Annotated in this window: 10 protein-coding genes; 9 read left to right on the forward strand and 1 reads right to left on the reverse strand. The window is 63.2% G+C overall.

What is annotated here, in order from left to right; genetic code table 11:
* Window positions 1-37 precede the first annotated feature (37 nt).
* Complete coding sequence (locus FHT75_RS29530) at window positions 38-643, forward strand: DUF1419 domain-containing protein (protein WP_183845356.1); 606 nt, start codon at window positions 38-40, stop codon at window positions 641-643.
* A gap of 146 nt (window positions 644-789) precedes the next feature.
* Window positions 790-5889: a helicase-related protein gene (locus tag FHT75_RS29535; protein ID WP_183845357.1), complete on the forward strand. Its 5100-nt coding sequence runs from the start codon at window positions 790-792 to the stop codon at window positions 5887-5889.
* 267 nt (window positions 5890-6156) lie between these two features.
* On the opposite strand, the gene FHT75_RS29540 is transcribed toward FHT75_RS29535, so the two are convergent.
* Window positions 6157-7860, reverse strand: a complete 1704-nt coding sequence (locus FHT75_RS29540; protein WP_183845358.1) for a phospholipase D-like domain-containing protein — start codon at window positions 7858-7860, stop codon at window positions 6157-6159.
* Window positions 7861-8255: 395 nt separating this feature from the next.
* Between FHT75_RS29540 and FHT75_RS29545 the strand changes: the two genes are divergently transcribed.
* From FHT75_RS29545 to FHT75_RS29575, 7 genes are all read left to right on the forward strand, one after another.
* Complete coding sequence (locus FHT75_RS29545; protein WP_183845359.1) at window positions 8256-9995, forward strand: ParB/RepB/Spo0J family partition protein; 1740 nt, start codon at window positions 8256-8258, stop codon at window positions 9993-9995.
* Between the two features lie 98 nt (window positions 9996-10093).
* Entirely contained in the window at window positions 10094-10570 is a 477-nt protein-coding gene (locus FHT75_RS29550; protein ID WP_183845360.1) for a hypothetical protein, read from the forward strand.
* Window positions 10567-11451, forward strand: a complete 885-nt coding sequence (locus FHT75_RS29555) for a DUF7007 domain-containing protein (protein ID WP_183845361.1) — start codon at window positions 10567-10569, stop codon at window positions 11449-11451. Before FHT75_RS29550 ends, FHT75_RS29555 begins: the two co-directional genes overlap by 4 nt.
* A complete protein-coding gene (locus tag FHT75_RS29560) occupies window positions 11448-11801 on the forward strand; it encodes a hypothetical protein (protein ID WP_183845362.1) in 354 nt (117 codons plus the stop codon). Before FHT75_RS29555 ends, FHT75_RS29560 begins: the two co-directional genes overlap by 4 nt.
* Complete coding sequence (locus FHT75_RS29565) at window positions 11798-12205, forward strand: hypothetical protein (RefSeq protein WP_183845363.1); 408 nt, start codon at window positions 11798-11800, stop codon at window positions 12203-12205. The genes FHT75_RS29560 and FHT75_RS29565 overlap by 4 nt, the downstream gene beginning before the upstream one ends.
* A 362-nt stretch (window positions 12206-12567) precedes the next feature.
* On the forward strand, window positions 12568-13155 hold the full coding sequence (locus FHT75_RS29570) for a hypothetical protein (protein WP_183845364.1): 588 nt from the start codon (window positions 12568-12570) through the stop codon (window positions 13153-13155).
* A 307-nt stretch (window positions 13156-13462) separates the two neighbouring features.
* On the forward strand, window positions 13463-14386 hold the full coding sequence (locus tag FHT75_RS29575; RefSeq protein ID WP_183845365.1) for an ArdC family protein: 924 nt from the start codon (window positions 13463-13465) through the stop codon (window positions 14384-14386).
* The last annotated feature ends 1 nt before the right edge of the window (window position 14387 follow it).

The raw sequence follows: 14387 nt of genomic DNA on the forward strand, positions 1-14387 counted from the left end.
TGCCACGCTTCGGTCCGAAACCCCGAAGGAGCCGCAGATGAACCCCTCTCCCGCAATCCGAAAAGTCTTCCAGGGCGTCGCAAGCCGACCGCAGATGTTCCGCATGTTCGACCGTCATCATCAACGACTCAACCGCTGGGACGGCGACGCGACGCGGCGCTACGCCGGCGAATGGTTCGAGATCGGCGAGGCCGAGCACGACTACATGTTCGAAATCCTGCCGCCGCTCTGGATTCGCGGCTCGATGTTTGCGATGCGCGAGTTCCTGACCGGCTCGGTGACCTCAGTGTTCTTCGCACTCCGGATCGACGAGGCGATCCGCTATTTTCACGGCTATTGCGACCTTGCCGATCAAGCCTCCGTCGAAACCATCCGCCTTGCGATTATCGAGCGCGAGAGCCGCCCGGTTCGGGCCATGACGCGCGCGGAACGCCTCGAGCACATCTGGAGCAGTACGGCGGACGACTATCGCGGCTTTGCGGGCGAGCGCTGGCCAGAGGCTTCGCGCGGCAAGCGCACCCTGATGATCTACGGCGGTAAAGGCGGCGCCGTTCGAAAGCTGCTGGAAGACCTCAGCGACGACGAGATCGCCGCCAAGCTGCCGGTACAACTGCGCCACCTCCCCTCGCCGATAGCGGCTTGAGAGTTTCCGATTGCATCCGGGCGCGAAGCAATGGCGCTCGGCCAGCGATAGCCGCGCAGCCCATGCCGGCGGTCCCTTCCACCCCTTCGCGTTCCTCGACTGCCCCTTGCGGCAGATCGATGACGCTCGCTTATAAGGAGCTTTCGATGAGCACCGATCCCTTCACCCTCGATATGTTTGGCAGCAGCGCTTTGTCGTCAGGACTTGGTCTTGGCGTCACGGCGTTCGGCGGTTTTGCCGCCAACGACGACGAGCCCGATCCGACCCCGCCCTCTCCTGCGCCGGCGCGGGCTCTGCCGGCGACCAACCGGCCGGTCCCGCGAAAGCAGGGGCAGCGCGCCAACTTCTATCTCGACGATGGCGACCGCGACCTCGCCGCGACCTGGAAGGAGCGGGCACGCATCAACGTCGCGGCCATCCTCACCGCCAACGAAATCGAGAAGATGAACCTGCCGGCGACCGCGGCCGTGCAGGCGAGGCTGATCCGGTTCACCGGTTTCGGCGCCGGCGAGCTGGCAAACGGCATGTTCCGGCGGCCGGGCGAAACTGATTTCCGCACGGGTTGGGACGACCTTGGGAGCTCACTGGAATCGGCCGTCAACGAGGGCGAATACGCGTCGCTCGCCCGCTGCACCCAATATGCCCACTTCACCCCCGAATTCGTCATCCGGGCGATCTGGAAAGGCTTGCAACGGCTCGGCTGGCGCGGCGGCCGCGTGCTCGAGCCGGGGATCGGAACTGGCCTGTTTCCGGCGCTGATGCCGAAAAAGTATCGCGAAGTAAGCTACGTTACCGGGATCGAGCTCGATCCGGTCACGGCCCGCATCGCGAAACTGCTGCAGCCGAAGGCGCGCATCATCAACGGTGATTTCGCGCGCGCCGACCTCAATGCGATCTACGATCTTGCCATCGGCAATCCGCCCTTCTCCGATCGGACGGTTCGCTCCGACCGGCAATATCGTGCGCTCGGTCTTCGGTTGCACGATTACTTCATTGCCCGATCGATCGATCTCCTGAAGCCGGGCGCCCTGGCCGCCTTTGTCACCAGCGCCGGCACGATGGACAAGGCGGATCGCACCGCATGCGAACACATTGCCAAGACCGCAGACCTGATCGCCGCAATCCGACTGCCCGAAGGCAGTTTTCGGCGTGACGCAGGGACCGACGTCGTGGTCGACATCCTCTTCTTCCGCAAGCGAAAGGCAGGTGAACCGGAAGGCGACCTTTCGTGGCTCGAACTGGAGGAGGTCCGGCCGGCTGCCGAAGACGAGGGAGTGATCCGCGTGAACAGGTGGTTCGCGCGGCATCCGGACTTTGTTCTCGGCGATCATGCCCTGACCTCCGGTCCCTTCGGGGAGACCTATACGTGCCGGCCACGCGCTGGCGAGGAACTAGACGCGGCGCTGACGGCAGCCATCGCCCTTCTTCCGGAAGGCCTTTATGACGGCGAGCCGACCGCCATCGACATCGATCTGGAGGACGAGCTTGCCGAGATCGTCGATCTCAGTCCCGACAATGCCAAGGTGCGCGAAGGCAGCTATTTCATCGATGTCAGGCATGGCCTCATGCAGGTGGTCGACAGCGAGCCTGTTCCGGTTTATGTGCGCAAGGCCCGCAGCGCCGAGGGAATTTCGGAAAAACACGTCCGGATCATTCGCAAACTGATCCCGATCCGCGATGCCGTGCGCGACGTCCTGAAAGCCCAGGAACTGGACCGGCCGTGGCGCGACTGCCAAGTGCGGCTGCGCATCGCCTGGTCGAACTTCGTGCGCGACTTCGGGCCGATCAATCACACCACGGTTATGATCATCGAGGATGAGACGACGGGCGAGGTTCGTGAAACCCATCGCCAGCCGAACCTTTTGCCATTTCGCGATGATCCGGACTGCTGGCTGGTCGCCTCCATCGAGGACTATGACCTCGAAACCGACACCGCCAGGCCCGGGCCGATTTTCTCCGAACGTGTCATCGCGCCCCCTTCTCCGCCCGTCATCACCTCTGCAGCCGATGCCTTGGCCGTCGTCCTCAACGAGCGCGGTCGGGTCGATCTGTATCATATCGCCGAGCTTCTCCATTGCGACACGGATGCGGTTCTCGATGCGCTCGGTGACACGGTTTTTCGCGATCCGGCCGACGGCTCCTGGCAAACTTCGGACGCCTATCTATCCGGCGCTGTGCGCACCAAGCTTGGCGTTGCAGAAGCCGCGGCCGGCCTCGATCCCGCTTATCAGCGCAATGTCCGTGCGCTTCAGGCGGTGCAGCCGGCTGATCTCCGCCCGTCTGATATCACCGCCCGGCTGGGCGCACCGTGGATTTCCGCGGCCGATATCGTCGACTTCGTCCAGGAGACGATGGGCGCGGAGATCAGGATCCATCACATGCCGGAACTCGGCTCATGGACAGTCGAGGCCCGGCAACTCGGATGGACGGCGGCCGGCACATCCGAATGGGGCACCGACCGACGCCACGCCGGCGAGTTGCTCGCCGATGCGCTGAACAGCCGGGTGCCGCAGATCTTCGACGTCTTCAAGGATGCAGACGGCGAGCGGCGCATGCTGAATGTCGTCGATACCGAAGCCGCTCGCGACAAGCTGCAGAAGATCAAGACGGCCTTCCAGAATTGGGTGTGGACCGACCCTGATCGCACCGATCGGCTGGCGCGGGTCTACAACGATCGATTCAATAATATCGCGCCTCGAAAGTTTGACGGCTCCCATCTGAACCTTCCTGGCGCCTCCGGCGCCTTTATTCTTTATGGACACCAGAAACGGGGCATCTGGCGCATCATCTCGTCCGGCTCGACCTATCTCGCCCACGCCGTCGGCGCCGGCAAGACGATGACGATGGCGGCCGCGATCATGGAACAGCGCCGGCTCGGGCTGATCGCCAAGGCGATGCTGGTTGTACCGGGACATTGCCTGGCGCAGGCGGCCCGCGAGTTTCTCGCGCTCTATCCGAACGCCCGCATACTCCTCGCCGACGAGACCAACTTCACCAAGGACAAACGCGCTCGTTTCCTGTCGCGGGCGGCGACGGCGACATGGGATGCTGTTATCATCACCCACTCGGCATTCCGGTTCATCGCTGTGCCGCCGGCGTTTGAACGGCAGATGATCCAGGACGAGCTCGAACTCTACGAGGAACTGCTGACCAAGGTCGACAGCGAGGACCGTGTCTCCCGCAAGCGGCTGGAGAGGCTCAAGGAAGGGCTCAAGGAGCGGCTGGAGGCGCTGTCCACGCGCAAGGACGACCCGTTGACCATTTCCGAAATCGGCGTGGACCAGATTATCGTCGACGAGGCGCAGGAATTCCGCAAGCTTTCCTTTGCCACCAACATGTCGACCCTGAAAGGCATCGATCCGAACGGTTCGCAGCGTGCCTGGGACCTCTATGTCAAGTCTCGCTTCATCGAGACGAGGAACCCCGGCCGCGCTCTGGTTCTCGCCTCCGGCACGCCGATCACCAATACGCTTGGCGAAATGTTCTCGGTCCAACGCCTGCTCGGCTACGCCGCACTGGCCGAACGCGGGCTGCATGAATTCGACGCCTGGGCCTCGACCTTCGGCGATACGACGACGGAACTGGAGATCCAGCCATCAGGCAAATACAAGCCCGTCAGCCGTTTTGCTTCTTTCGTCAATGTGCCGGAGTTGATCGCGATGTTCCGGTCCTTCGCCGACGTGGTTATGCCCGCGGATCTCCGCGACTACGTCAAGGTGCCCGATATCTCGACCGGCCGCCGGCAGATCCTGACGGCCAAGCCGACGCAGGCGTTCAAGAACTACCAGGTGATCCTCGACGCCCGTATCAAGGCGATCGAGATGCGCGAGGGACCGGCACAGCCCGGCGACGACATCCTACTCTCGGTCATCACCGATGGGCGACACGCCGCCATCGATCTCCGCCTGGTCGATGCGAACAATGACAACGAGCCGGACAACAAGCTCAACCTGCTCGTCCAGAACGCCTTCCGTATTTGGCAGGAGACGTCGCAAAGCACGTTTGTGCGACCGGACGGCAAGCCCTTCGATGTCCCAGGCGCGGCGCAGATGATCTTTTCGGATCTCGGCACCATCAATGTCGAGAAAAGCCGCGGCTTTTCCGCTTACCGCTGGATCAGGGACGAGCTCGTCCGCATGGGCGTTCCGTCCAACGAAATCGCCTTCATGCAGGACTACAAGAAGACCGAGGCGAAGCAGCGTCTGTTCGCCGACGTCCGCGCCGGCAAGGTCCGCTTCCTGATTGGCTCGTCGGACACGATGGGGACCGGTGTCAATGCCCAGCTTCGCCTCAAGGCGCTGCATCACCTCGATGTTCCGTGGCTGCCCTCGCAGATCGAACAGCGCGAGGGCCGGATCGTGCGCCAGGGCAACCAGCATGACGAAGTCGATATCTTCGCCTATGCCACCCAGGGCTCGCTTGACGCCTCGATGTGGCAGAACAACGAGCGCAAGGCCCGCTTCATCGCGGCGGCACTCTCAGGCGATACTTCGATCCGCCGGCTCGAAGATCTCGGCGAAGGAGCGGCCAATCAGTTTGCCATGGCCAAGGCGATTGCCAGCGGTGACGAGCGCCTGATGCAGAAGGCGGGGCTCGAGGCGGACATTGCCCGTCTCGAACGGCTGCGTGCCGCCCATGATGACGATCAATACGCTGTGCGCCGGCAGATCCGCGACGCCGAACGCGATATCGAGATCTCGGAGCGGCGGATTGCGGAAATCGGCAAGGATATCGAGCGCCTCGTTCCGGCCGCGGGCGAAGCCTTCGCCATGACTGTCGTAGGCGAGGCCCTCCACGAGCGGAAGGCCGCCGGTCGCGCCCTGATGAAGGAAATCCTCACCCTTGTTCAGCTCCAGCAGGAAGACGAGAGCGTCCTTGCCTCGATCGGGGGCTTCGATCTCGTCTATTCCGGCGAGCGGTTCGGCAGGGACGACGGATATCGCTACACGACCCTTCTCCAGCGCACCGGCGCGGACTACGAGATCGATTTGCCGGTGACCGTGACGCCGCTTGGCGCCATCTCCCGCCTCGAACATGCGCTCGATGGTTTTGACGGCGAGCGGGAGCGCTATCGCCATCGCTTGCAAGATGCGCGCAGGCGCCTTGCCTCCTTCCGTTCGCGCGAAGGCGGCCTGTTCGCATTCGCGGATGAGCTTGCCGACAAGCGCCGGCAGCTTCGCGACGTCGACGAGTCACTGGCCGTCGCAGCACGCGAGGAACACGCAACGGAGTCGAAAGCCGCTTGAGGTTTGCGCCAGTCTGGATCGCCGCGGTTCGCGGAATGGTTTTAGAAGCAGCGCAGCATTCGCATAGCTGCATTGCACAATAAATGGCTTTCGCTTGGTCAAAAAACGTTCATACTGCACGTAGCTGATGCATTGGCGGTCTCCTCCCAGTTCCGCCGCACCAGCTGTTCCCCTCTGGAGGTTAATTGACCTTCACACTTTATGGGCCGCGGTCTTCCGCTGGCCCATTTTTTTGTTCGGCTCATCGTTTGGTCTCCAGACGCAGCCTCAAGCCTCCGGGCGCCAGAAGGCCAGCATACGCTTGGTTTCGCCGGTCGTGCGCCGGCGCTGCCATTTGGGATCGCGCGACAGAAATTGAAACGGATCCCTGTTTTCCCGCTCAGCCTCTTCGAGATAAGCCCGCCAGCGATAGTGGTTATAGGTCTGCACCGCATTGATCGCATAGTGCATCGCGATCTCCCGGTGACCGCGGATCACGATGAAGTTCTCGTCGTTGTCGCGGCTCGCCGACTTCGAAAAGTTGTGCGATCCCGTGACCACGATGGGATCGCCGCTGAAGGGGTCGATCACCAGCACCTTCGAATGCGTGATAGCGTGGCCGATACTGTTCCTGAACTCGTTCGCTGTTCCCTCGACCGCCCATCGGCCGATGGACATGTCCACGCCGGTTGCCTGGGCGGTGTCGAGGAAGAACTGCTCGGGCACCTGTTTCAGCAATTTGAAGTCTTCGAGCCCGTTGCTCGTCAATTGCGTTGCGACCCCGCGAACATAGAGATCCTTCTCGCTCTGCATGCGAAGGAGAGTGCGCACCGGTTCGTTGCCGGGCTGGAACATGACGAAGAAAATGCCCTGGCGCGCGCCCTTTACGAGCTCGATCAGTTCCTTGATATCGATCTCGCGGCCGAGTTTGGAAAACCAGCTGTCGACTTTGGCTGCACCGAGCGCAATGTCGCGCTTCGGACTGTTGTTGGAGTCCAACAGGGCGTCCGTGAAGCCGTTTCCGGCGCCTTTGAGGAGCTCGAACTGCGCCTCGAAACGCGTGGCCAGCTCAACATTTTCGATCAGGATGCCGTTATTGAGCTGGGTGCAAAGGCCGGTGGGCGTCCAGTTGAAGCTGCCCGTCCAGACCTTTGCGGCATGAAACAGGTCTCCCTCCCGCTCGCCGATAACGACGAATTTGTTGTGCGCAAGGCCGTCGGGCGCCAGGAACCGGTCGTGAATGACGCAGCCCGCATCGTTTAGACGGGCGCGAGCATCGACATTTTCATCCTCGCCATCCTGCTTGACGCTCCCGTTCGCAAGAACGATGTGGGCGCGACTGCCGATGGCGGCGAGGCCATCGAGCAGTTCCTCGTCGCTGAGTTCGTAAAGGGCTGCGTGAAGCTCGAGCCCTGGCGTGCGCTCCACTTCGCTCATCATGGCGAGAACGGTTTCGCGCAGCGTTCCACCGAGAAAGTTGCGGACGCTGCGGTCGACTTCCTGGCTGATGATGACTGCTTTTTCCTTGAGCTCCTGAAGGGTGATCCCCTTCTCCTTCATGTAGCGCGCCATGAACTGGGAAAGGACAAAGCCCCGGTTGAAATGGACGCTGACCCCGTCGCCGCAATCGGCCGTCAGCCGCAATGTCGGCGACCAGTCGCTCGCCGGCCCGTCCGTCAATTTTCCATCAGTTCCGACGACCCGCGCGATGACGCGGTAGGATATGACATCGCCAAGATCGGCGGCATGATCGGTCCAGTCGTAGCGCTGAAACGGCCATATGTCGGACGGGCGCGACCTCAAGCGTTTGCCATGCGCATCGACCTCGACGTCGTCCTCGAACCCGACGCGATTGGACAGGAATTTCGGCTGCCCGTCGCCGCGCTTGCACTGGATTGCGAAACCGAGGCATCCGGCGATGTCTTCCTGATGCGACCACACCAGGTGAACATCGTCCGCATTCGAAAATACCTTCAACGCGATTTCTGACATCAGAGCCCTCCCCCTTGTTCGATCCATCGGACCGCCAGCGCCGTCGTCACCCCATAGTATAAGCAAGGAATGGTTGTATGTGTGTGACAATGCGTTACTTCAAAGCGGATTTGAAGAAAGAATATTCAATAAGGGAAAAAGAAGGGGTGGGGAAAAAGTGAACCCGTCGCCGATCCGGCAGCCGGGCGCCGCTGACGCTCAACCGCCGCCTCCGCATCCCGGCCACTCGTCCTTCGCAGGGCTGTCAGCCCCGCTCGTTCTTCGCGGCAGCAATGCTCGGCCGCAGTTGCACCCGGCCGCCCGCTCTGCGGTCCGGGAGGTGTCTTCGAAAAGAATGAAGACGCGACAAGGGCAGGCAGAGGGCCGTGTCCAAATCCCCCGAGAAGGAGCATCCCATGCAACTGATGAAGGTCGATCCACGTGCGTTGAAGGACAACCCTGATAACACCCGCCAGTCGAAGTCGACGCCGCAGGCCGACGCCCTGCTTTTGGCGACGATCAAAGCCGTCGGCGTGATCCAGCCGCCGGTCATTTTCCCGGAAGCCGGTGGCAACGGCTACGTCATCGAAGCCGGTCACCGGCGCACCCGCATGGCGATCGCCGCCGGTCTCGAGGAAATCGACGTGATCGTCGTCGAGGCGGCCAACGACAACGGCGCCATGCGCTCGATGGTCGAGAACATCGCGCGCGAGCCGCTCAATCCGGTCGACCAATGGAGGGGCATCGAGCGGCTGGTCGCGCTCGGCTGGACCGAGGAGGCGATCGCCGTGGCGCTCGCGCTTCCCGTCCGCCAGATCCGCAAGCTCCGCCTGCTTGCCAACGTGCTGCCGTCCATGCTCGACCAGATGGCGAAGGGCGACATGCCGAACGAGCAGCAGCTGAGGACGATCGCGGCGGCATCCTCCGAGGAGCAGAAAGAGGTCTGGAAAGCCCACAAACCGAAGAAGGGCGACACAGCGGCCTGGTGGCAAGTCGCCAACGGCCTCTCGAAAACCCGCATGTATGCTCGCGATGCAAGCTTCGGCGACGATCTTCGCCTCGCTTACGGTATCGAATGGGCCGAGGACCTGTTCGGCCCTGCCGATGAGGACAATCGCTACACGACCAACGTCGAAGCCTTTCTCGGCGCACAGCAGGAGTGGATGGCGAGCAACCTTCCGAAGAAGGGGGCGATCGTCGAGGTCAACAATTGGGGTCAGCCGGAACTGCCGAAGAGGGCCGAACGCGTCTACGGCAAGCCGGCCAAGGGCGATTGCACCGCGATGTATCTCGATCGCGACGGCAAAGTGCAGAGCGTCCACTACCGGATGCCGGAGCTAAGGAAAACCGAAGGGCGATCCGGTCTCGCCGGTGCTTCGACGGAGGCCGATGACGGCACAGATGCCGTCGGCAAGACCAGGCCGGAGGTCACGCAGAAGGGCCAGGACATGATCGGAGATTTCCGTACCGATGCGCTGCATGAGGCGCTCGCCAGGGCGCCGATCGAGGACGACATGCTGATGGCGCTACTGGTCATGGCTTTTGCCGGCACCAATGTTCGGGTCGATTCCGGCGCCAACGACACCGTGTTCGGGCCGAAGCGTTTCCAGCGTCATGTCGCGCGCCTTTATTCCGCAGACGGAAGGTTGTCGTTCGACATGGACAGCCTACGTGTCGCCGCCCGCTCCGTTCTGATCGACGTGCTCTCGTGCCGGCGCGGCATGTCGAACAGTGGCATCGTCTCGCGCATTGCCGGTAACGCAATCGGCGCGGATGGTTTCCTTCCGAATATGGGGACCGAGGATTTCCTGCTTTGCCTGTCGCGTCAGGCGCTTGAAGCTGCCGCCAAGTCGGTCAATCTCGTCCCGCGGGCGCGGGTCCGCGAAACCCGTGCGGCACTCGTCGATCACTTCGCGGCCGATGCTGCCTTCGTCCTTCCGGCGGCGCTGTTTGCGCCTGACCCGAAGGACATCGCAGCTCTCATGAAGCACGCCGACGATCTCGCCGGCGACGACAGCGACGGTGCTGAGGGCGAGAGCTTCGTTGTCGACGAGCGCGATCCAACGGAGACGGGGCATGACGATCCCGCCGCCGACCCGGTGAGTGATGCCGCCTCCGACGAGGAGGAAACCGCCTACGGCATCGCGGCGGAATAGCCGCCGCCCCGTCCTTCTCCGCGTGATCTTCCGCCGCCGGTCTTCCCGGCGGCGGTTTCGTTTCCACCACTCGCAAAAAACTAGAAGGAGGATGCGCGATGTCCGCGTCTCTGATTTATGACCTCGCCCCGATCGGCGCCATTGTCGCCTGGTCGGATGGTACTCCACAACCGCCCGAGTGCCACAAGAAGAAACTGTCAGCTTGGCAAACGCGCAATAGCCAGGGTCGGCTGATCCGCAAGGAAGGCAAGCGCGGCGTCGGCAACACCAGCCTGACACCGTGTTTCACGCTGCATGAAGGCGATCTCGGCGCAAATGGCATCATCACCGTCCGCATCCACCGGACTTTTTCGCTCGATAGCGGCCTGACGTTCAAGGTCGTCGAGCGGCCCGCCCTTGGATCTGTTCGCGTCTTCGACCGCCCCGGCGCCAATGCAGAACTCGTCCACTTGGCGGACAATCTGAAGGCGGCCGCGGAATGGCTCACCCGGCATGGATATCCCCATGCCGTTCTCGAAGAGGTGACTGCCGACGAGGTCGCCGCCGGTCATATCGAGGGGAGGACTGCGGCATGACTGTACTTCCCTCGCAATCCTCCGCGGTCTCCGCCCCTGACGCGTCAGGGGTGGAGTTCGGCAGAAGCGCCGACGATATGGCTGTTGCGCGTGTGGGCGATCTCGTCTTCTCCATGGTTCCGACCCGCGATGGCCAGTATTTTCTTGCCAGCGCCTGGCGCGTGTCCCGGCCGCTTGCCGAACTGAACCGCGATGATTTCTATTCGCACCACGGCTCTGTCAAGGGCGAAGCCGCGTTCCGCAACCGCATGTTCGAACAGGCCGAGCACAGCCGCGAGCTGCGGCTACTTTCTCGCCAGACCGTCCGGGTGACCTGCAGCACGCCACGGGGGCCGTCGCAGGGCGCCACCGTCTACGCAGACGGAATCGTGTGCCACACGACGGCAGGCCATGGTGGCTTCCGGCTCTCCGACGCCCGCAATGCCAAGGTCCACCCGATGCTCAGGACCGGTGGCGGCTGGTATGAAGAGGACGCCGCATGGGCGATCGTTGCGCTGACCTTTCCCGACCTGTTCACGACTTATGAGCGCAAGTGCGCCGACAAGACGATCCGCGACAGCTGGCCGGATGCCTGGGAAACGATCTTCGGTCGGTCGCTCGCACCCGGCGAGTCTCACGAGAGGGACGCCGAGGCGTTCGCGCGGGAACATGCCGGCGACTGGATCGTCACTGCAGCACTTCGTTCGGACCACCACCCTGGTATGACCGAGGTAATCGCCACCATCGGCGGCACACGCGGCGATCACGCGCAGGAGCGCCGCTTTCTGGTGTCAAGCGACGAGTATGCGGTCGGCCGCTTCGGCTTCGTCATCGATGAGACGCGGCATGCCGTCTATGAGGGTCCCTCCAGCTTCGCCGCTTGGCGCGGGAGGGCGGCATGATGTCCAATTCCGAGCAACCCGCCGCACAGTTTACCAGAATGGAATCGGCACGGCGGCAGACGCAGCACCAGCTCGATCTGATAGACCGGCAGATCACGCGACGCATGACCACGATCATTCCCCAGCTTGGTCGCCAGTCCGGATATCGTCGCGGCAAGGCACCGGAGCCAGACGCATTCCTCGAACGCTACCGGTCCAATCTGGCCGCGATCACCGCCGAGCGTCAGCCGGAAATCGATGCGCTTTCGAGAAGACTCGCCCGACAGGATGCGGCAATTGCGGCGCTGCGGGCGCGGGCCGGATCCGACGGCAAAGTCACAAACACCGGTCAGGGAGGCAGGAAGGCATGAGCACGATCGGAGACCTGGAGCGAAGGGCAGGCATCGGCGCGTCACCGGCGGAGCGAACCGCTTTCTGGCTGCAGTTCCATCACCTCGAAGGCGAAGCCTGCCTCAATGCCGGTGTCGCGGAACTCAGGCGGCTGATTACTTCAAGGGAAGCAGGGCCGTATCCCGGACCAAAAACGCGCGCCGTTCGTCGCACGCGCGGAACCCTGCCGCCTTTGACGCCGGAACAGGAGGGAGCACTTCAGGCCTATGCCGCCAGACATGGACGGCGCTGGAAATCGATCCTCAACAACGCCTGGATGGGCGGGCCGCCGCATGATGACTGCGGTCTGCTGCGCGGGCTTCGTAACTCGCACGGTCCGACCTGGCTGCAGGCCTACCAATTGCCCAAGCCGGCTGATCGATAAGCGCTCGACGTCAGCGAGCCGGAAGGGTGGAGACAGGGCGGACCGCCTGTCGTTTCGTTCGAGGACGTCATGATTCCTCTCCTGCCGGATCGCCCTTCGGTTTTGCTGCGGTCTGAACCGGCGGCCGTGCGCTTCAAGGCCGCTGTCGCGCCGCGGGGCGGCCGGACCCAGCCGTCCGTCGCGGAACAGGCCCGCGTGCTGTTTCGAGGGCAGTCTGCCCTCGTCGCACGCAAACCGGCTCCGCTCGTCCAGGCAGGACCGGACCCTGAAACGCCCGTCTTCCGCGGGTTCGGAATGACCGCACCGAAGGGTAAGCCGGCACGGGCCGGAGCCCGATCGGACGACCTCGAAAGGAAACCATCATGGCCAAGTCCGCACCCTCCTCTCGCCAATCCGCCCGCGTCGTGCAGCTGCGCAAGGGCGCCACCGTCGAAATGGTCCGGCTGACGTGCCCCGACGCCAGCCAGGCGCTGAAGATCGCCGAGAGTTTCGGCACCGCCGTCATCGACAGTGACGGCATCCGCGACCTGCACGAACGGCTCGTCATCGAGACCGCCGATGCGCTCGGCGACGGCTTGGGCGACAAGGCTATGCAGATCCACCTGCAGCGGATCGTCGGTGCCTTTGTCGGCTCTGCCCACGGCGCCGGGCAGTTCTACAGCCGCGCCGTCACCGAGGCGCGCGATGCCACGGCCAAGGCTGCCAACGATGCCCGCGACGAGGACCTCGACGGTCCGGTCGGCTATGACAGCGCCGCCCAGCGCAAGCGCGAATTCGCCGCCGACATGGGCATACAGGCCCATTCGCTCAGAATGGCGGCCGAAGGCGCCGTCGCAGCCTATGCCCAGGTGATCGGCGAGACCTGGAAGCCTTTCGACCGGCCGGTCGAACAGCCGGGTCACTCGCTCAGCCGCAAGGCTGCCGAAGCGCAGATCTCGGCCTTCGACTAGGCCTTGCCGGCGGGGCTCTGGCCACCCGCCTTTCGACAAACGCGAATAAGGGCCGGCTCCATGGCGGAGCCGGCCTGTTATGGTGTCGCTGACGTGGTCAATAGGAAACGGAGATCAGGCAGATGGCACGCCCGTCTGCGGCCCGTTCCGTCCGTCGGGTCTGCAGGAGCTGCCGGCAGATGCAACGGCTCTGCCGTCCTCCACTTAAGTTTCGGCCGTTCCGGTGCATCGGCCGGCTGATCGGCTCCTGCCTTCAACCCTCCGCAACGGGCCGCGACGGGCGCGGCCCCAAAACGGAGGCTCTGACATGAGCAATACGGAGAAACGACGGGTCGATCTTTATACCCGCATCACGGACAGAATCGTTGAGGATCTGGCGAAGGGCGTGCGGCCGTGGATGAAGCCATGGAACGCCGAGAACACGACCGGCCGTATTACCCGGCCGCTGCGTCATAACGGGCAGCCGTACTCCGGCGTCAACGTGCTGCTTCTCTGGTCCGAGGGCAACGCCCGGGGATATACGTCATCTACGTGGATGACGTTCAGGCAGGCCCTCGAACTGGGTGCTGCCGTCCGCAAGGGCGAAACAGGCGCCACGGTCGTCTTCGCCAGCCGTTTTACCAAGCCCGAAACCGACGGAAATGGCGGCGAGGTCGAGCGGGAGATTCCTTTCCTGAAGACCTACAGTGTCTTCAACGTCGAACAGATCGACGGACTTCCCGACCAGTATCGTCACCAGCCGGCTCCGGTTCTCGATCCCGTCGAGCGCATCGAGCATGCCGACCGGTTCTTTCGCAACACCGGTGCTGTGATCCGCCACGGTGGGAACCAGGCCTTCTATGCGCCGGCCGCCGACATCATCCAGATGCCGCCGTTTGAGAGCTTCAAGGATGCGGCAAGCTACTATGCGATCTTGAGTCACGAGGTCACGCACTTCACGGCGCCGGCGCATCGCCTCGGCCGCGATCTCAGCCGCTATGCCAAGGACAAAACCGAGCGAGCGCGAGAGGAACTGATTGCCGAACTCGGCAGCTGCTTTCTTTGCGCCGATCTCGGCATCGCTCCCGAGCTCGAGCCCCGCCCCGATCACGCCTCGTACCTTGGCTCCTGGCTCAAGGTCCTGACCGATGACAGACGGGCGATCTTCCAGGCGGCGGCGCATGCGCAGCGGGCCGTAAGTTTCCTGCATGGCCTGCAGCCCGAAATCGCTGGCGAGCGGCTCGCTGCCTGAG

Source organism: Rhizobium sp. BK112 (genome assembly GCF_014193215.1).
GTDB classification, from domain to species: Bacteria; Pseudomonadota; Alphaproteobacteria; order Rhizobiales; family Rhizobiaceae; genus Rhizobium; species Rhizobium anhuiense.